The sequence below is a fragment of the Yersinia sp. 2542 StPb PI genome (genome assembly GCF_048593855.1).
Taxonomy (GTDB): Bacteria; Pseudomonadota; Gammaproteobacteria; order Enterobacterales; family Enterobacteriaceae; genus Yersinia; species Yersinia enterocolitica_E.
Map to the genome: position 1 here is coordinate 1 of NZ_JAZGQA010000073.1, position 20,618 is coordinate 20,618.

Genomic DNA, 20,618 nt, shown 5'->3' on the forward strand with positions numbered 1-20,618 from the left:
AAATGAAGTTATAAATAGTCAATGGAAGGCTATTTTCAGTTATAAAAAAACGCCGAATTATCGGCGTTGTTGTAATTGATATCGCACTCGTCGATTGGACCCCAACCAACAGCGCTGGGGCCTTAACCCGTGTTAGCTGGCTTTTTCTGCTTCATCCTGATCAACCGCAAAGCAGGCGACCATTTGATCACCATATTGCTTCAGTTGCGGCTGTAGCTGGGTGCAAGTCCCAAACGCCCGACGACAACGGGCATTAAATGCGCACCCCGGTGGCGGGCTCATGGGGCTAGGTAGCTCACCCGTCAATTTAATTCGCTCACGGCGCATATCAGGATTCAGCCGGGGGGTAGCAGAGAGCAATGCCTGTGTATAAGGGTGGCGTGGGTTATTAAAAATGGCTTCTTTACTGCCTTTCTCAACACAGCGCCCCAGATACATCACCATCACTTCATCAGCAATGTGCTCAACCACTGATAAATCATGGGAAATAAAGACATACGACAGACCCAGTTCCTGCTGCAAATCCATCATCAGGTTCAATACCTGAGCCCGCACCGAAACATCCAGTGCAGAAACCGGCTCATCGGCAATCACTACATCGGGATTCAACATCAGCCCACGGGCAATGGCGATACGCTGGCGCTGACCGCCGGAAAACATATGGGGATAACGGTCATAATGCTCGGTTTTTAGGCCGACCTTTGCCATCATTGCCAATGTTTTTTCACGCCGCTCTTTGCTGTTGAGATTAGTATTGATTTGCAGTGGCTCTTCCAGAATCTGCCCCACTTTCTTACGTGGGTTCAGCGAGCCATAAGGGTTCTGGAACACAATCTGGATCTTCTGACGCCGCAGCTTTTCCGCACTTTCATCCGGCTTAAGCAAATCCTGACCCTGGTAGTAAAGCTCACCGCCAGTTGGGATCTCTATCATAGTCAGCAAGCGGCCCAGTGTGGATTTACCACAACCGGACTCGCCAACCACGGCCAATGTTTTACCGCGCTCCAAGGTGAAAGAAACCCCATCCAGTGCTTTAACCAGACGCTCTGGTGCAAAGAACCCTTTTTTGACCGGATAGTATTTTTTCAGGTCGATAGCCTGTAATAGCGGCTTGGATACCTGTAATTCTTTTTTCATATCAGTTGGTTGGCTCATAAGGTCGGCCTCCCCGCATCATCGAGCGGTGTATGACATTTAACCTGACGCCCCGCTGGCCCCAGCAGTTCTGGCTCTTCACGGCGGCAACGATCATTGGCATACGGGCAACGTGGGTTCAGCAAGCACCCGTCAGGACGGTCATATTTACCCGGTACCACACCCGGTAACGACGCCAGACGCGCTTTATCCTGAGCAAACTCCGGTAAGGCTCGTAACAATGCCTGAGTGTACGGGTGCCGTGGCGCGCGGAAGATTTCCGAGGCTTTACCGGTTTCCACTACCTGACCGGCATACATCACAATAATATGATGAGCCGCCTCAGCCACCAGTGCCAGATCATGGGTTATCAACAGCAGCGCCATATTTTCACGCTGCTGTAGCTCCAGCAGCAATTCAATAATCTGGGCCTGAATGGTCACGTCCAGCGCAGTCGTTGGCTCATCAGCAATCAACAATTTCGGCCGACAAGCAATCGCCATCGCAATCATCACGCGCTGGCTCATCCCGCCGGAAAGCTGATGCGGATACACATCCAGACGTGACGCGGGATCAGGAATGCCCACCAGCGTCAGCAAATCCACCGCCCGCTGACGGCGGGTTTTACGGTTGCCACCCTGATGCACCTTCAGCGCTTCCATAATCTGAAAACCGACGGTGTAGCACGGGTTCAAACTGGTCATCGGGTCCTGGAAGATCATGGCCACTTCCGAACCCACTAACTGACGCCGCTCTTTCTCGGAAATCTTGGTCAGGTCACGGCCATTAAACTCCAGCTTGTCAGCCATCACTTTGCCGGGGTAATCAATCAGTCCCATAATCGCCAGTGAACTGACCGATTTACCGGAACCGGATTCACCCACAATCCCTACCACCTGCCCTTGCTCAATGCTGTAGCTAATACGGTCTACGGCCTTGAACGGCGCACCTTCGTCACCGAAGTGCACCGACAATTTATCTACATTTAAAAGTGCCATCTCTCTCTACCTCTGTTACTGCTTGAGTTTGGGGTCGAGAGCATCACGCAGGCCGTCCCCCATCAGGTTAAACGCCAGAACCGTCAGCAGGATCGCCACACCGGGGAAGGTCACGACCCACCAGGCGCTTTGGGCGAACTGCAACACGTCAGAGAGCATGGTGCCCCATTCCGGTGTTGGCGGTTGCGCACCCATGCCGAGAAAGCCGAGAGCCGCCATATCCAGAATGGCGTTAGAGAAGCCGAGAGAAGCCTGCACGATTAACGGCGCAAGGCAGTTGGGCAGGATATTGATAAACATCTGGCGCATCGCACCCGCCCCAGCCACTCTTGAGGCCGTTACGTAGTCGCGGTTCACCTCAACCAGCACCGCGGCACGGGTTAAACGGACATAATGCGGCAAGGCAACAAAGGTCAATGCGAGCGAGGCGTTAACGATGGAGGGGCCAAATACCGCCACCAGCACTAATGCCAGCAACAGGCTTGGCAGTGCCAGCATGATATCGACAACACGCATGATGATGGCATCAACGATACCGCCAAAATAACCGGCCAATAAACCGAAAATCACGCCCATCACCAGTGATAGCACCACCACCAGACAACCCACCAGCAGCGAGAGGCGAGCACCGTACATCAGGCGAGATAACACATCACGGCCCACATCATCGGTACCCAGCAGGAATTTCCAACTGCCACCCTCTTCCCAAACCGGCGGTTTCAGTAACGCATCACGAAATTGCTCTGCCGGCCCGTGCGGGGCAAGCCAGGTAGCACCAGCGGCAATCAATAGCATAATAATAATGTAGAACAGGCCGATAACAGCCCCTTTATTGCGCTTGAAATAGTGCCAAAACTCCTGCAATGGAGTCATCGGCTTCGGCGCACTTTTTACTGTAGACTCAGTAAGTTGAGACATTCTGCGCCCCTTATTTCTTGTGACGAATACGCGGGTTAACTACGCCATAGAGCACATCTACCAGCAAGTTAACTAAAATAATCATGATTGCGACCAGCAACACACCACCCTGAACCACTGGGTAATCACGGCGTTGCAAGGCATCCATCAGCCAGCGCCCTAACCCCGGCCAGGAGAAGATGGTTTCCGTCAGAATAGCGCCAGCCAGCATGGTACCAACCTGCAAGCCAATCACGGTAACCACCGGCAGCAAAGCATTACGCAGTGCATGGACCACAATCACCCGCATCCGGCTCAGGCCTTTCGCCCGCGCAGTACGGATATAATCTTCACCCAAGACTTCCAGCATCGAGGAGCGCGTCATACGTACGATGACGGCAAGAGGGATAGTCCCTAAAACGATGGCAGGCAAAATCATATGCATCACCGCGTCTTTGAAATCACCCGGCTCACCCCAAACAAAGGTGTCAATCAGCATAAAACCAGTCAAAGGCAGGCTGTCATCAAGGAACACCGTATCACTGACGCGCCCGGAAACCGGGGTCAGGTTCCATTGGACCGAGACCAACATAATCAGCATGATGCCCCACCAGAAGATAGGCATCGAATAGCCGGTAAGGGAGATCCCAACAGCGGTGTGATCGAATATTGAACCGCGTTTAACTGCCGCCAACACCCCCACCGGAATACCCACCGCGATAGCAAACAGCATCGCGCAGATCCCCAGTTCCAGTGTCGCTTTAAAGCGTGGGACGAACTCTTCCCAGACAGCAATACGGCTTTTCAGCGAGATGCCGAGGTCGCCATGTAATACGCCATTCACATAATGGAAGTATTGTTGATAGAGAGGCTTGTCTAGCCCCATTTCCGCCATGATTTGAGCATGACGCTCGGTGGAGATACCGCGTTCCCCAGCCATGATGGTCACCGGGTCACCCGGGATCATATGGACAAAAGCAAAGGTCAGCAAAGTAATGCCGATAAACGTTGGGATAACTAACCCCAAACGTCGGAGTATGAACTGCAACATATCCCGAACTCTCTGTGTAGAATGCCGGGCTGCTCGTGGGCAACCCAGCTTATTAAACCTCCCCAATAAGCTATTTTACTTGCCATTTTGACCTAGGTCAGTGCTCACCACCGTCACGTAGCCATGATTTACAAGGTCATGGTGTCCGCTCCGGTGCTTGCGCGCTGTCCATGCCCAAAATTTCTGCGACAATAACACTTATTGGGAGAGGTTATATGGCTCACATCTGTATCTGTCTTAACCTATACCCTTCATACTTCAAACTGCATGTGCGTTGGCTACACTCGTTACTCGGCCCGTCCATGGGCCTCGCCTCTGCGAGGCCGCTGCAAACAGCGTTCAAATCGGTTCCCGATCGATTTGTCACCCGAATCACTTACTTCAGTAAGCTCATCGGGACTCATTCGCTTGCCGCCTTCCTGCAATTCGAATTATTTTGGGTATCAACAAGAAACCGGCGAATATGCGTATTCCACACATTCACCGGTTTATCTAAGGTTAAAATTAATCCAGGGACACGTTCTCGAAATGGTGTTTACCCAACGGATCTACAACATAACCCTTCACTTCTTTACGCACTGGCTCATACACAGTTGAGTGAGCAACAATCAGCGCCGGAGCTTGATCATGCATAACAACCTGAGCTTGTTTGTAAAGTGCGACACGTTTGTCATGATCAGACTCAGCACGAGCAGGCTGAATCACGTCTTCAAACGGCTTATAACACCATTTGGAGTAGTTGGAACCTTGCTTGGCCGCATCACAGCTAAACAGGGTGGCGAAGAAGTTGTCTGGGTCCCCATTGTCCCCGGTCCAACCCATCATCACTGTTTCATGCTCGCCGTCTTTAGCACGCTTGAGGTATTCGCCCCACTCGTAAGTTACTATCTTGGCTTTCACACCAATTTTCGCCCAGTCAGACTGGATCATTTCAGCCATACGACGGGCATTCGGGTTGTACGGGCGCTGAACTGGCATTGCCCACAGATCGATAGCGAATCCATCTGGTAGGCCCGCTTCTTTCAACAGCTCTTTCGCTTTAGCCGGATCGTAAGCGTAATCTTTCACGTCATCGTTGTAGCCCCACATAGTCGGTGGGATCAGGTTCTTGGCTGCTTGACCAGCACCCTGATAAACCGCATCAATAATCGCTTCTTTGTTAACAGCCATGGTCAACGCCTGACGAACCTTCACGTTATCCAATGGTTTTTTCTCAACGTTGAAGGAGAGGTAACCGACGTTCAAGCCAGGTTGCTCCATCAGGTTGATGGTTTTGTCTTCTTTCATGCGAGCAATGTCAGCCGGGTTAGGGTATGGCATAACCTGACATTCATTTTTCTGCAATTTAGCGTAACGGACTGACGCATCTGGTGTAATAGAGAACACCAAACGATCAATTTTCGGCTTGGTACCCCAGAAACCCTCAAAGGCTTTGTACAGGATACGGGAGTCTTTTTGGTATTGTTGCAACTGGAACGGGCCGGTACCGATTGGGTTCAAATCGACTTTTTCCGGGGTGCCCGCTTTCAGCATCTTGTCGGCATATTCAGCAGACAGGATAGAGGCAAAGTCCATCGCCAGATCGGCAAGGAATGGCGACTCAGGACGCGCCAATTCAAAACGCACGGTGTTGTCGTCAACTTTAACCACATTGGTGATCAAATCACCCATACCCATGCCCTGGAAGTATTCATAGCTGCCGCCAGACACTTTATGGTACGGATGTTTATCATCTTTCTGACGCATGAAAGAGTAGATCACATCGTCAGCATTGAAATCACGGGTCGGTTTGAAGTCTTTATTATCTTGCCACTTCACGCCTTTACGCAGATGGAAAGTATAGCTTTTGCCATCTGGGCTAATTTCCCACTTTTCAGCCAGACCAGGTTCAATTTCGGTAGTACCGAGTTTGAATTCAACCAGACGGTTGTAGATGGGTACCGAGCTGGCGTCATACGTTGTGCCAGAGGTAAAGAGCTGCGGGTTGAAACCCTCAGGTGAACCTTCAGAACAATAGACTAATGTTTTTGCTTGTACACTGGCCGCCACGGTCAGTGCAATCAGCCCAATACCGAATTTCAGTATCCCTGTTTTTCCCAAGGAAATCGTCATCGCTTGTGCTCCATTATGGTGATGTGTGTTGTGTGTACGGCCAGACCCTATAATTTTTTCGTCCGTGGACTGTACCGTTTTGGCTCATTAGCCACAGGGATGCGGGATTGAGATGTCGGATAAAAGCTATCACGACAGCAATTTTGAATGCATTGAATCACCCAAACTGCTCTCTATGACTCCCCCTGAGGGTACCAATTTGGCAACAGTTGGTGGCAACGTCAATACGGTCTGAAAGGTTTTATCAAGACAATGAGAAACAGCATGCAAACATAAAAAAAACTTCTCGTTAACATTATTAGCATGAAAAATTATGCTAGCGGTAATATGCCAGCGATATTGACTGGCTAATTAGAATAAAGCAGTCGCAACATCCAGTGACAAACGAAAAAACTTTGTTGCTAAATGATGCATATCGGGTAGGTTTTTTTTGTAATCTCGACAGAAAACAGGAGGAAATGCTGTCGTGACAGCCGATAAGTGACGTGATCGTTGTCACATCCAGCCAGAATTTCACACATCTTGCGTGCCGTTAAAAAAGCAAAGTCAGCTTGCCCTCCCCCTCACCGTCCAAGAGATAGCAAGGCTTCATACGAAAGCGCACCCTAATGGTGCCCCTTATGAGTGCATGACAGCGCAACAGATATTATCGGTGACCAAATCATGTCAGTGGGGGCGATTTAGCTTAAGGAAATAGCGGGATGGATAGGCACATTTGGCAGAAAAAACACCAAAAAAAACCCTGACTTAAAAGTCAGGGTTCTTAAATTTGGTCGGCGAGAGAGGATTCGAACCTCCGACCCACTGGTCCCAAACCAGTTGCGCTACCAAGCTGCGCTACTCGCCGAATCGGGGCGCATCTTACTGCTACGATTTTTGGCCGTCAATCACTTTTTAACAAACGCTGAGTGACTGTTGTTAAAAACATCACCAACGGCTAAAACTGACGCATTTGCACGTAAATCAGGCTTCCGCTTGCTTTAATTCTGGCGATTGCGCCCGTAGGAATGGCAGCAAGAAGAATGCAGATAAACAGGCCGCAATGGAAATAACCACAAAGAAACCATTCCAGTGCCAAACCTCCATCACGCGGGCAATGGGGTAGCCAGATAAGGCCGCACCCAAGTAGGCAAACAACCCAACAAAACCGGTAGCAGCTCCCGCAGCATCCTTATGTGAGCATTCAGCGGCAGCCATACCAATTAACATCTGCGGGCCAAAAATGAAGAAGCCAATGGCAAAGAAGCAACTCGCCTGCAAGATGTAACTGACACCCGGCATAATCCACAACGACGCCACCGAGAGGAAAATTCCAATAGCAAATATCAAGTTCATTGGCCCACGGTTGCCACGGAACCACTTATCAGAACCCCAACCTGCCACCAACGAGCCAATAAAGCCCCCCACCTCGAACAGTGAAATCGCCGAGTTGGCCGTCATCAATGAATAACCTTTCTCTTGTGTCAAATAAAGGTTACCCCAGTCATTGATAGCAGTACGAACGATATAAACCAGCACGTAAGATACCGCCAGCAACCAGATATATTTGTTGGTTAATACATAGCGCTTCACAATCTCTTTATTTGATAGCCCCTGGCCTTCAGATTCCTGGACCAATTCCATCGCATCATTGCGCCACTTACCCACACTCGGCAACCCCATCGTGCTCGGCTTATCACGCAAGCGCCAACACATCAGTAAACCGATCACCACACCGATAATACCAGGGATAATCATGCCGTAACGCCAGCTAAAGTGCAGAGAAATAAAGCCGACCAACAGGGGAATCAGCGCACCACCAAAGTTATGCGAAGTATTCCACATCGCCCACCAACCCCCGCGTTCTGAGCGCGAATACCAACTGGTCAGGATTTTGGAGCAAGGCGGCCAACCCCAACCTTGGAAGAAGGCATTAAGGATCCACAAAGAACCAAACACGAGCAGTGACGAGCTCATGCCGAACAGGATATTGATAACCCCGGTCATAACCAACCCAATGCCCATAAAGTAGCGCGGATTTGAGCGGTCACTTATCATGCCGGAGATAAATTTAGAGCAACCATAAGTGATATAAAAGAGTGTGCCTAAAATCCCGACATCCGACATGGTCAGCCCTAAATCACTCAGCATTGCAGGCATGATGAAGTTAAAGCTTTTACGGGTGAAATAGAACGCAGCGTAGCCGATATACATCGTCCACATTAGTTGAATACGCCAATATTTATAAGACGAATCAATTTGCGCTTGATCCGTGACGGGCGGCACGTTATCGCGGCTTTTGAGGAAAGACCACATGTGAACCTCAGAAATTTTTTCAAGTAGAGTCATCATGTTCCTCGTGCGTACAAAACCAATGAGAAAAAACCCTGCAAAAACCGAGAATATTTCTTAGTTTTCATTAGCTGACAGAGAAACTGTGGGCAAGGTCACATTTAAACAGGTGCCGTTATCGACACTCAGCGTAAAATCCCCCCCTAAAGCACTCACCCGTGACTGCATACCTCTTAGCCCATAACCTGGGGTTAATGTCGCCAAATCAACACCTTTTCCATTGTCGTGAATCGTCAGTGTTATCTGTTTATCATTCTGTTGTGCATTAATTTCAATCCGGCTGGCAGCACCATGGCGATAGGCATTGGTTACTCCCTCCTGACAGATACGGTATAGGGTGATTTTCAGTGTTTCATCTATATCAGCGTCACTGAGTTGCCAGTTAAGCACGCCGGTCACTGATTGATCCTGCGGAATAAGTTCACGCATTAGTGCAGCAATAGCCGCCGATAAGGGCAGATTATTCAATGCCGCAGGCCACAGTTTCGCCAAAACATCATGGACACCATCGTAAACCCGCAACGCCAGCGTCTCGACCATTTCGGCACTGGTCAATACCTGTGGTTGGGTAGTTAACCGTTTGATAATACTGGCTTGGGTTCGGATAACCGTCACTGTCTGCCCAACCTCATCATGCAGTTCACGTGCAACATCACGCCGGGCATGTTCTTCGGCCACCACCAATGCTTTAGCCAACTCACGATTTTCATTCAGCCGTAGCTGTAATTGGTAATTTAACTCGCGCTGACGCTGGATCCCCGCGCCTAATAATAAGCCGGTCAAACTCTGCGCCAATAACGACAACAACAAATCACGGTGTGAATCTAATTCTGCGGGGGTATTGATCAATAACACCATGCCATTGAGCAATGTGGCCACCACCGCCCCTTGCCAACCATAGCGATAAGACATAAATACAATCGGGATTGCCAAACAGAACGGTGCAAACAAATACAAATCTGACTCGGTGACATGATGTTGTAGCCAAATGCTCAAGGCGAATAGCAGCAGATACCACAGGATATGGCGCAAACGTAGATTAATGGGTTTATGAATCAGCCCCGGTTCCAGCGGAGACCAGATTTGACGCGCCAGATAGTGCCACAACAACAGACAAATCGGCGCGATGGTAAATCCACCCACCAACCCCAATAGCAGCGCCATAGCACCCTGACCACTGTTAATCTGCCATCCTAATGCTTGTATCAATGCAGCACCAAAAATCACCACACCTTGCATCAAGGGCCACTTCCATTCACTGCCGCTGCTCTGATTGCGCAACAGCCAAGGAGAAGCGATAACCGCCAATAACGTGGTCGCCAGCAGTAAGGGAATCGCAGCCCACAGCAAGCTATAAGGATAGCCAAACTGATCGGTCAGCAGCCACCATAGCAGTGCATCACCCAACAGAATGCCCGGCCAATATTGACGTGGGCTTTGCAATAAAATGCCCATCCGCAGGCCAAACGGGAACAGCAGTAGTGCCTGTAACGGCCGATCAACTAATTGAGTGCCAACGGACCATAAACAGAAAGCTGCAGTGATATAAATAAATAACAATGCCAGCAGCATAATAAAACGCTGCATCATAGATTCAATACCTGCTTAGCTAACTCAACGTTATTACTGACACCGAGCTTGGAAAATAAGTTAGCGCGATGGACATGCACGGTTTTCGGTGACAGGCCAAGTGACTCGGCTATCTCGCGCACTTCCATTCCTTGCGCTAATAACAAGGCAACTTCCCGCTCACGTCGGGTTAAGGGGTCAACAGCAATACGAGTCAATTGTTGGGCGATTTCAGGCATCAGATAGACGCCGCCACTGCCAACGGTACGGACAGCCGAAACCAGATCTTCTGGCTTACAACGCTTGGATAGAAACCCCCGCGCACCGCGCTCCAACGCCATTTCCACTAGCGCCGGGCTGTCGTGCATCGAGAGCATAATGACCCCCATCCCTGAAGGGAGGTCTTTCAGTAAATCTAAACCACTCTCATCAGGCATCGAGATATCACAAATACAGATATTCGCCTGTAGGCTAGGTAATCCGAGGCGTGCCTGTTTTGCTGAACTAAACTCCCCCACCACTTGAATATCGTCTTCCAGAGAAAGTAGCTGGGCAAAACCTGAGCGCACAATGTCATGATCATCAATAAAGGCAACACGGTAAGTCATGGAAGACTCCAGCCAGTAGGGATTGGAACTGGAGTATACCGTAACCTAAAAGTGACAATGGGATTGGAATCAAAAATCATTTCATATCGGATTATACTTGTGCTAAATGTTTATTTTGCAGGCCGCCCCGGTGCCTGGCACCAGTTATTCTGGGCATTAATGCCGCCATCTGGCGAGGTATAACCTAAACAACCCAAAATAGAATCAAACAATTCAACCTGACGATGGGTCTTACCCACCCGCTGCTCAGCCTGTAGTTGCTCAAAAGCCGCGAGATGATCCGGTTGCGCCAGGAATTTGTCCGAGGCCCAAACCATCAATGGCACACGGAATTGCTCCGGGGGCGCCATTTCACGTGGTGTTCCGTGGAAGTGGGAGTTCTCGTCAATAGACTCACCATGATCCGATGCATAAAACACTAATGCTTTTTTATCCCGCATTTGGTCAATCACATTTGCGATAAACGAATCGGTATACAGCACACTGTTATCAAAAGCGTTCACCAATTGCTGCTTACTGCAAAAATCATCGACCCCCATACATTCAGGCTGATAGCGGGCATAACTGCGGGGATAGCGTTGGGAATAGAGGTAATGTGAGCCTTTGGTGTGCAATACCACCAAATGCTTGCCTACAGGATAACGCCCCAGAGACTCCTTCAATTCATCAACCAGCAGCATGTCATCTACCGGCTTATCATCGTTGCGCTTCTCTGAAGCAATCAATTCACGGAACGAGTAATTATCAGTATTCGCATTGTTGTAGAACCAAATTTCGCTCTGCATGGCAAACAGTTCAGAGGTAAAACCCAATGATTTCATCACCGTAAACACATTTTGCTCTTTCAATGTGCGCTGTGGATTATTCTCAGTGCCGCCTTCGCGCACAAACATGCAGCGCAGTGAAAGTTTGGTTGAGGTATCACAAGATGTGCCACGGAAAGCGACTAAATTCTTCTCTTTACTCAGGCGAGGAGTGGTATCACGTGGGTATCCCAACAACCCCATATGATCCCAACGCGTTGTTTCGCCAATGATAAACACAACATAGGTGTCATCAATACCGGCCGGCGCGATATAAGTATGGTGTTCGGTCGGGTTATACAATGTTACCGCATCATAACGCTCGTTATATTGGGTATAAGCATATAAACCCAATGCAGCCAACCAGTTAGAGGGTAAATATGAGTGAGCAACCACACCGCCATAACTCGGTAAATCCACCGTTTTCAGCTGCTCATTAGCATCTTGTACATTATCCAGATAGCGTAACGGCAACCAAACCAGCGCCACAGCAACTGCCATCAACAAAACAGGCTTAATACGCTGCCCTGGCGTCAAAAATTGCTCAAGCAGGGTTAGCCGCAGAGTGTTTTTCCAGATAAGTAGTAGCGGTAGTGTGCTGACCAGCACCATCCAAATGACAAAATGTAACCCGATGACTTCTTTCGATAAATCTGTATCGGTGGTCAGCACCGAAATAACGATGCCGTAGCCAATGACAACATTGAAAAAAGTCATGTAATAGCTGGCAGCGACAGAAATTAGGACCAGCAGGGTGGCAATAACACGATAAAACCACCGGCCACCGAGGGAGATCACCCTCATAACAAAAAAGGTAAACAGAATAATGGCCATCACTTCGATGATAGCAGACACGACTTTTATGCCTTGGATACCTTGGCTAAAGGAGTCAAAACGACGATAAAAGACAGATATATTCAGGAAAATACCAATATAAACAGCCAACAACAAAGAAATGCTTTGCTGTGATAAAGATTTAACTCTGTCCATATAACGCCAGGTCTCCAGAGACACTATTTGCGGCTTGAATCAGTCAGACAGTGAACCCCCCCTCAGGTTCAGTGCGAGATCAATAAGCATGCTATTGATTTTAGTTACAAGAATTATCTTAACAATTCTTAGTTCGTCAATCCACGAACTAGCGCATAGTCTCTAGAGGATATATTGGCTTATTTATTTGAAGTTAGAGCAGAAAATTCGGGGGTGCAGCATATAGCCCACAAGATAATTCTTATGGGCTGCTGAGATGAGAAATTGGCTTATTTGATATTCAATGTCACATCAATATTGCCACGCGTGGCATTGGAATATGGGCAGACAACATGCGCCTTTTTCACCAAATCTTCTGCTACGCTACGCTCGATACCCGGCAAGCTGATATCCAGTTGCACTTCAATACCAAAACCGGTTGGAATGGCACCAATGCCCACGGTACCTTCAATGCTGGCATCATCCGGCACTTTCACCTTTTCTTTTGATGCCACAAATTTCAGCGCACCAAGGAAACAAGCTGAATAGCCCGCAGCAAAGAGCTGTTCTGGATTAGTCACAGCACCTCCCGCCCCACCCATCTCTTTTGGGACGCCCAATTTCACATCCAATACACCATCTGAGGATGTTGCCCGACCATCACGCCCGCCAGTGGCTTTAGCTTTGGCACGGTATACGACTTTTTCAATAGACATTTTGCTTTCCTTTCTGGGTCAGTAAATATGAACAACAGCTACGACTTGAAAGTATGGCACTCATTATGGAAAAGCCCCCGATTCGGAGGCTTTAACACCATCTTATTTCGCTGGTGCGTCTATCTTGTCATCTATCCGCTGCAACATGTACGAATAGAATGGATTTGATGAGATACGCATCAGGGAGTCTAACCCGACAACCAGTACCGCCCGCTCACCACGAGCGGCAAAAGTCCCCAAGCTGATACCGTATTGGTCACGCGGTTCTGGATAGCGGCCATACAGCGAATCACTCATTGGGAATGGCAATGCCACGTGGGATAACGAGAAAATGTCCGGTGGGTAAATCAAGCCGGTAGGTACTGAAACCTCGTTAGTCTCACCCGCCAAGGTAGTCAGCGCCACTGTTTCATTACTTTGCGGTGAAACGTTGGTAATCACCGTTACGCTATAATTACGTGGCGGTGGAGGCAACAAACGCGCCAGAGCAGTATAAGAAGAAGTTCTCAATAGCGGGCCGAAACTGGCGGCACGGTTCAAATCGAACAGCACCACTTCGCTACCATTCTTCGGCAAGTGGTTATAAAGAGCAGTAACGACCGCACGAGTACTGACCGTTGAATCCATTAACGACTGGAAGGTCAGAATCGGGGGTAACTCCTCCATCTTATTGTTTCTGGCATCACGCGCAATTTGCTGTTGCAGCACAGACGTCAGTAAATAAGACTGACGGGCAGCATTCACTGGGAACGAGTTATATTTGAAAGGATTAAACTCCGGCACAATCCCCAACCAGGCTGCTTTAGCAAAGGCCGGGAAGATAGCGGGCCAACCGGCAATACCGGCAAAACGCGCAAAACTGGTGACACCGATCATCGGGGATATCAAGATAACCCGCACCGGTTTCGCCAGTGTCGGGTCATCCATTGAATCCAACGTATATTTCATTGCCAACGCGCCGCCATTGGAGAAGCCGACCACGTGTAGCGGTAAATCAGGGCCACTCAGTGCTTTGGCTTCACGAACAGCTAAGCGCGTTGCCGCCAGCCAGTCCTGCCATTCAACATCGGTCAGAGCCGCAGGCACTGTTCCGTGAGCGGGCAAACGAATACCAATGGCAACATATCCACGCTGACGATAATTTTCAGCAATATGACGCAGGCTATAAGGGGTGTCAGTTAAACCATGCAGTAAGACCACCGCACCTTTAGGTTTACCTTCTGGCTCAAGAATATATGAACGATTCCAGTCATTTTTGAAATGTGGAGGGTAAATCGAGCTACCAGAGTAATAACGATTTAATGGAATTTCATTCCTTGGTTCCAGTTTCTCGGTAACATTAATCCGCACTTCATCGAAAAGGTTATTTTCAGCTTTGATGTAATCCGCCCAACTGGCTTTATCAATCTCAGCCGCGCGCATATCATGAGGAACAAACGTATGCCAAAGCTCGAGCTTTGGGCCACGTTGTGTATCGTAAATTCGTATCGCCAGTATGGTAACTGACATTACCACCAAGACCAGTACAATCCGTTTAATCCACCGCTTAATGGCTATGGCAGGCATGGGCCGCTACTCCGTATGTATATAATTTTTCACAATTGAGGTCAGTTTATCACCATCTGGCCACGCCGCTACTTTAAACGCAAAACATTATCTTGGTATATAGTGCGATAACAATAAAATGAATATGTGATTATTCCATCAACTCAACATCTTTAGACGGGGTAATTATCCATTGCTCATCGGACCCCACTCTATAATTAAATAGTCTGAAGCATTAAGTAACCTGATTTAATTTTGTCGTGAGCTGACCTCAACAGAATCCTTCATCTACCGGGGTAACATCCTATGAAAAAAACTGAACCCGTGACTGAGCAGCCGCCACTACAGCCACGTAAAGTCGATTATCTCCGCTACCATCGTGCTCATGAACACTTATCAACCCCTTTCGGCAACAGTTGGTTTGCCCAGAAAGCAGAAGCTTTTGCCCGTTTTTTCGGCACGCCAGTCTTCCTTGGCGCACAAACACTCATTGTGGTGATCTGGATTGGTCTGAATGTGATGGGTATTGTCAAATTTGATATTTACCCGTTTATTTTGCTAAATCTGGCTTTTAGCTTACAGGCGGCCTACGCAGCACCCCTTATTTTATTGGCACAAACCCGCCAGGCAGAACGTGATAAGGCTAATGCACAAGCCGATGCACAACATCGCGAGGCACTAGCCATTGCGAATGAAGAGCGGCAAAGAATGGCAGCGCAAAATGCGGAGCAAATGCTGGAGTTACTGCGGCAGAATACAGAACTCACCACCCTGACCAATCAATTAACCACCCGCCTTGAAACCATGGCGTTAGAATTACACCAAAAATTGGTGATCAATGTGCCGGCTCGCCCCTCACAGAGCTAAAAAGCAACAGTATGGCCGCTGAATCGATCATCAGCGGCCAGTCGTGGCTAAACCTCGCGACTTTCTATCTGTTTTTGCAAACTCTCTATCGGTTCTTGAAGGGACCGTGGTGAAGCTTTGCGTAACCAGACCCACCAGGCGAGAGTCATTAATACTACCCACGCCACCCCAACATACATGGCGATACGGGTATCAGGGAAGTAACCTAAAACCGCGATAATAAATGCCATAAAGATGATGGTCAGAATCGGTGCCACTGGCCAGAACGGTACCGGGAATGTCAGCCGGGCAATATTCTCTTTGCTCATAGAGCGGCGCATCGCCACTTGCGAGATAAGGATCATCAGCCATACCCAGACCGTCGCAAAGGTGGCAATCGAGGCAATAATCAGGAATACATTTTTCGGGATCAGATAGTTCAGCACCACACCACATAACAGTGCGATTGCCATCACCAAAATAGTCATCCATGGCACACCATTACGGGTCAGACGGCTAAAACACTTCGGTGCCAGCCCTTCTTGCGCCATGCCGTACATCATGCGACCCGCACCGTAAATATCACTGTTAATGGCGGAAATAGCCGCGGTAATAACCACCAGATTCAAAATATTAGCGGCAGAACTGATACCTAAGCTACTGAAAATCTCAACAAAAGGACTGCCATTTTGCCCAATGCTATTCCATGGATAAATAGCCATCAGCACAAACAAGGTCAAAACATAGAACAGCAGAATGCGTATCGGTACGGTATTAATGGCACGTGGTAGCACTTTTTCTGGGTTCTTCGCCTCACTGGCCGTGACACCGATAATTTCGATCCCCCCAAAAGCAAACATCACCACGGCAAATGATGCAATCACCCCCGTCAAGCCATTCGGCATAAATCCTTGATGAGACCAGAGATTACTGACACCGGTGCTCTCATGACCTGCACCAAAGCCAAACATCATGATGCCCAAGCCGGCAGCAATCATGGCAATAATCGCCGTCACTTTTAGCAACGATAGCCAAAATTCCATTTCACCAAACACTTTGACTGAGCAGAGATTCAGCGCACCAATAAAGAAAATAATACTCAGCACCCAAACCCACTGTGGCGCATCAGGGAACCATAACCCCATATAGATACCGAATGCGGTGACATCAGCCAACGCCACAATAATCATCTCGAAGGTATAGGTCCAGCCAGTGAGAAAACCGGCCAGCGGCCCAAGATAACGGCCGGCATAGTGACCGAAAGAGCCTGCTACCGGGTCATGCACTGCCATCTCACCCAGTGCGCGCATCACCATAAACACGGCCGCGCCGCCGATGAGGTAAGCAAGTAAAACTGCTGGTCCCGCCAGACGAATCGCCTCGGCAGAACCATAAAACAGACCGGTCCCAATGGCGGAACCTAACGCCATAAACCGGATATGCCGGGCACTGAGGCCTCGTTTGAGCGTGGATGAATCATTCTTCATGGTACATTCTCGCAAAATTTGTGCCTTTTCAGGCAGGGGTTCAGAGAGGGTGATCCCGGTAATCGGGACCACCCATAGGTTGATGTAATAACTGGTGACCGTTGTTATTAGTAGATTAATTGTTATTAGTTGATAAACGGTTATTAGTGGACAAATCGTTATTAAAGGCTGGGTAGTAGGTGCGCAGGCATCAGTTCATTCATATGACGCTGCGCAATGAGTTGGCTTGCCGCTTCAATATCGGGGGCAAAGAAACGATCTTTCTCGTAGTAGGCTACATGTTGGCGCAATAGCTGGCGGGCAGGCTCCAATGCATCCGAGGTTTTCAAACCTTTGCGCAAATCCAACCCCTGACATGCCGCTAACCACTCAACAGCCAGAATATCGCGCACGTTTTCAGCCATTTCCCACAAGCGTTTACCCGCACGTGGTGCCATAGAAACATGGTCTTCCTGATTGGCGGATGTAGGAATACTGTCAACACTGGAAGGGTATGCCAGCCCTTTATTTTCGCTGGTTAATGCAGCAGCAGTCACCTGTGCAATCATAAAACCAGAGTTTACGCCGCCATTTTCCACCAGGAATGGTGGTAACTGCGACATATGTTTATCCATTAATAGTGAAATACGACGCTCGGCTAATGAACCTATTTCAGCCAGTGCCAATGCCAGATTATCCGCTGCCATAGCCACCGGCTCAGCATGGAAATTACCGCCTGACAGCACATCGCCTTGTTCGGCAAACACCAGCGGATTATCTGATACTGCATTCGACTCGATAGCCAGCACCTCTGCTGCCTGACGCATTTGAGTCAGGCAGGCACCCATCACCTGCGGCTGACAACGCAGAGAGTAAGGATCCTGTACTTTGTCACAATTCTTATGAGATTCAGAGACTTCACTGCGATCGCCCAACAGGTGGCGATAAGTATTGGCCGCGTCAATCTGACCACGCTGGCCTCGCACCGCATGAATACGTGCGTCAAACGGGCTACGGGAGCCTAAAGCCGCTTCCACGGTGAGGCTGCCAAAGACAGACGCCGCAGCATAGAGATCTTCGGCTTCAAACAAACCACGTAGTGCATAAGCTGTTGAAACCTGAGTGCCATTGAGTAATGCCAATCCTTCTTTGGCCGCTAAGGTGAGCGGTTCCAGGCCCGCTTTCGTCAGAGCCGTGCGAGCATCAAGCCATTCGCCCTGATAGCGCGCTTTACCTTCTCCCAACAGCAGCAAGCTCATGTGCGCCAGCGGTGCTAAATCACCGGAAGCACCCACGGATCCTTTTAGCGGAATATGCGGATAGACCTCTGCGTTAACTAACGTAATCAACGCATCAATGACTTCCCGACGGATACCTGAAAATCCACGCGCCAGGCTATTGATTTTCAGCACCATAATCAGCCGCACAATGGCGTCATCATTTGGCTCTCCGACGCCGGCCGCGTGGGAAAGGACTATCGAACGTTGCAGGTTCTCCAGATCTTCGGTAGCGATGCGAGTCGATGCTAACAGGCCAAAACCAGTATTAATGCCATAGGCAGTACGCTTTTCTGCCAATATTGCCTGTACGCACTTCACACTCTGCTGGATAGGCGCATCAGCACTTTCATCCAACGATATATTGACTGGATGTTGGTATATATGTCGCAAATCCGCCAACGTCATCAACCCAGGGTGCAGTACCATTGTTTTATTGACTGTTTTATTGACTGTTTTCATGATTTTTTACCTTGAGTTGCAGCAACCATCGGCAGGTTCAACCCCTGCTCTTGTGCACAGTTAATGGCAATGTCATAACCTGCATCAGCATGGCGCATAACACCAGTAGCCGGATCGTTATGTAATACCCGAGCGATACGCTCAGCAGCATCATCAGTGCCATCACAGACCACCACCATGCCAGAGTGCTGGGAGAAGCCCATCCCGACACCACCACCGTGGTGCAGAGAAACCCACGTTGCGCCACTGGCCGTATTGAGCAATGCATTGAGTAGCGGCCAGTCAGATACGGCATCAGAGCCGTCCTGCATCGCTTCGGTTTCTCGGTTAGGGCTGGCAACTGAACCGGAGTCCAGATGGTCGCGGCCAATGACAATCGGGGCCGACAGTTCACCACTACGAACCATCTCGTTAAAAGCCAAACCTAATTTAGCGCGCTGCCCCAAGCCTACCCAGCAAATACGGGCCGGTAGCCCTTGGAAACTGATACGTTCGCGGGCCATATCCAACCAGTGATGCAAATGCTCATCATCAGGGATAAGTTCCTTAACCTTAGCATCGGTTTTATAAATATCGTCGGCGTTACCAGAGAGCGCAGCCCAGCGGAACGGGCCAATACCACGACAGAATAGCGGGCGAATATACGCAGGGACAAAACCAGGGAAATCAAAAGCATGAGTGACCCCCATATCTTGTGCCATCTGGCGAATATTATTGCCGTAATCAAAGGTTGGGATACCCATATTGTGGAAGGCCAGCATCGCTTCAACATGTTCCGCCATGGAAGTTTTAGCGGCATTAACCACCAATGCCGGTTCGCTTTGGGCGCGCTGACGATACTCTTCCCAGCTCCAACCTTTTGGTAGATAACCGTTTAGCGGGTCATGTGCGCTGGTTTGGTCGGTCACCATATCTGGGCGAACCCCACGACGAACCAGCTCAGGTAAAATTTCAGCCGCATTGCCACACAGTGCAATAGAAACAGCTTCACCCGCCGCAGTATATTTTTCGATTCGCGCTAACGCATCATCCAGATCGGTGGCTTGTTGATCGACATAACGGGTTTTAAGACGGAAATCGATGCGGCTCTGCTGGCACTCAATATTCAGAGAACATGCACCTGCCAAGGTTGCCGCCAGTGGCTGTGCCCCGCCCATGCCACCCAGACCTGCCGTTAATACCCAGCGCCCTTTCAGGCTGCCACCAAAGTGCTGCCGACCGGCTTCGACGAAGGTTTCATAGGTACCCTGCACAATGCCTTGGCTACCGATATAAATCCAACTGCCTGCGGTCATCTGGCCGTACATCGCCAACCCCTTGGCATCCAGTTCGTTAAAATGCTCCCAGTTGGCCCAATGAGGCACCAGATTCGAGTTGGCAATCAATACTCTAGGGGCGTTACTGTGGGTTTTGAAGACACCGACGGGCTTACCCGACTGAATCAGTAGCGTCTCGTCGTCATTCAGATGGGTCAGGCTTTCAACAATCTTGTCATAGCATTCCCAATTGCGGGCTGCTCGGCCGATACCGCCGTAAACCACTAACTCTTTTGGATTCTCAGCCACGTCTGGATCAAGATTGTTCATTAGCATACGTAACGGGGCTTCGGTCAGCCAACTTTTGGCCGTAAGTTGCGTACCACGCGGGGCACGAATCTCAGTATCACGGAATCTATTTTGGGCAGTCACGGCAATTTCCTTCAACCAGTTTTTCAGGTATCAACGACATTACTTAGCTTGAGTATTTATTAACATATACTCGTATAGACAAGTACAATCAAGCTCTGGAAAAAAGGCAATATTCTGCCGCACCCAAAAAAAATAATATTATGAAT

Annotated in this window: 15 protein-coding genes and 1 tRNA gene; 1 reads left to right on the top strand and 15 read right to left on the bottom strand. The window is 49.2% G+C overall.

Going from position 1 to position 20,618, the window contains the following annotated elements; translation table 11 throughout:
• Positions 1–132: 132 nt before the first annotated feature.
• From dppF to V1952_RS11135, 12 genes are all read right to left on the bottom strand, one after another.
• A complete protein-coding gene (gene dppF / locus V1952_RS11080) occupies positions 133–1,137 on the bottom strand; it encodes a dipeptide ABC transporter ATP-binding subunit DppF (RefSeq protein WP_372560683.1) in 1,005 nt (334 codons plus the stop codon).
• A gap of 14 nt (positions 1,138–1,151) precedes the next feature.
• A complete protein-coding gene (gene dppD / locus V1952_RS11085; RefSeq protein ID WP_083161397.1) occupies positions 1,152–2,132 on the bottom strand; it encodes a dipeptide ABC transporter ATP-binding protein in 981 nt (326 codons plus the stop codon).
• 15 nt (positions 2,133–2,147) lie between these two features.
• Entirely contained in the window at positions 2,148–3,050 is a 903-nt protein-coding gene (dppC, locus tag V1952_RS11090) for a dipeptide ABC transporter permease DppC (protein ID WP_083161399.1), read from the bottom strand.
• Between the two features lie 10 nt (positions 3,051–3,060).
• Positions 3,061–4,080, bottom strand: coding sequence for a dipeptide ABC transporter permease DppB (dppB, locus tag V1952_RS11095; protein ID WP_005174906.1), 1,020 nt, complete (start codon positions 4,078–4,080; stop codon positions 3,061–3,063).
• A gap of 504 nt (positions 4,081–4,584) precedes the next feature.
• The gene (dppA, locus tag V1952_RS11100; RefSeq protein WP_372560250.1) at positions 4,585–6,192 is read right to left on the bottom strand and encodes a dipeptide ABC transporter periplasmic-binding protein DppA; all 1,608 of its coding nucleotides are present in this window, start codon (positions 6,190–6,192) and stop codon (positions 4,585–4,587) included.
• A gap of 770 nt (positions 6,193–6,962) precedes the next feature.
• A tRNA-Pro gene (locus tag V1952_RS11105) sits at positions 6,963–7,039 on the bottom strand.
• A gap of 116 nt (positions 7,040–7,155) precedes the next feature.
• Positions 7,156–8,487 carry an MFS transporter gene (locus V1952_RS11110; protein ID WP_083163967.1) on the bottom strand — a complete coding sequence of 444 codons (1,332 nt, stop codon included), beginning with the start codon at positions 8,485–8,487 and terminating at the stop codon, positions 7,156–7,158.
• 93 nt (positions 8,488–8,580) lie between these two features.
• Positions 8,581–10,113, bottom strand: a complete 1,533-nt coding sequence (gene uhpB, locus V1952_RS11115) for a signal transduction histidine-protein kinase/phosphatase UhpB (RefSeq protein ID WP_372560249.1) — start codon at positions 10,111–10,113, stop codon at positions 8,581–8,583.
• On the bottom strand, positions 10,110–10,700 hold the full coding sequence (gene uhpA, locus V1952_RS11120) for a transcriptional regulator UhpA (protein WP_083161405.1): 591 nt from the start codon (positions 10,698–10,700) through the stop codon (positions 10,110–10,112). Before uhpA ends, uhpB begins: the two co-directional genes overlap by 4 nt.
• Before the next feature lie 110 nt (positions 10,701–10,810).
• Positions 10,811–12,493: a kdo(2)-lipid A phosphoethanolamine 7''-transferase gene (gene eptB, locus V1952_RS11125; RefSeq protein WP_083161407.1), complete on the bottom strand. Its 1,683-nt coding sequence runs from the start codon at positions 12,491–12,493 to the stop codon at positions 10,811–10,813.
• A 269-nt stretch (positions 12,494–12,762) separates the two neighbouring features.
• Entirely contained in the window at positions 12,763–13,188 is a 426-nt protein-coding gene (locus V1952_RS11130) for an organic hydroperoxide resistance protein (protein ID WP_004713820.1), read from the bottom strand.
• 102 nt (positions 13,189–13,290) lie between these two features.
• Positions 13,291–14,754, bottom strand: a complete 1,464-nt coding sequence (locus tag V1952_RS11135; protein WP_083161409.1) for an alpha/beta hydrolase — start codon at positions 14,752–14,754, stop codon at positions 13,291–13,293.
• 285 nt (positions 14,755–15,039) lie between these two features.
• Between V1952_RS11135 and V1952_RS11140 the strand changes: the two genes are divergently transcribed.
• Positions 15,040–15,600: a DUF1003 domain-containing protein gene (locus V1952_RS11140; RefSeq protein ID WP_372560248.1), complete on the top strand. Its 561-nt coding sequence runs from the start codon at positions 15,040–15,042 to the stop codon at positions 15,598–15,600.
• Between the two features lie 47 nt (positions 15,601–15,647).
• Here V1952_RS11140 and V1952_RS11145 read toward each other — a convergent pair whose 3' ends face one another.
• The 3 genes from V1952_RS11145 to hutU all read right to left on the bottom strand — a co-directional run bounded on the left by V1952_RS11145 (position 15,648) and on the right by hutU (position 20,472).
• A complete protein-coding gene (locus V1952_RS11145; protein WP_420074745.1) occupies positions 15,648–17,066 on the bottom strand; it encodes an amino acid permease in 1,419 nt (472 codons plus the stop codon).
• A 161-nt stretch (positions 17,067–17,227) separates the two neighbouring features.
• Positions 17,228–18,751: a histidine ammonia-lyase gene (gene hutH / locus V1952_RS11150; protein WP_420074746.1), complete on the bottom strand. Its 1,524-nt coding sequence runs from the start codon at positions 18,749–18,751 to the stop codon at positions 17,228–17,230.
• A 29-nt stretch (positions 18,752–18,780) separates the two neighbouring features.
• The gene (hutU, locus tag V1952_RS11155; RefSeq protein ID WP_372560246.1) at positions 18,781–20,472 is read right to left on the bottom strand and encodes a urocanate hydratase; all 1,692 of its coding nucleotides are present in this window, start codon (positions 20,470–20,472) and stop codon (positions 18,781–18,783) included.
• Positions 20,473–20,618: the final 146 nt, after the last annotated feature.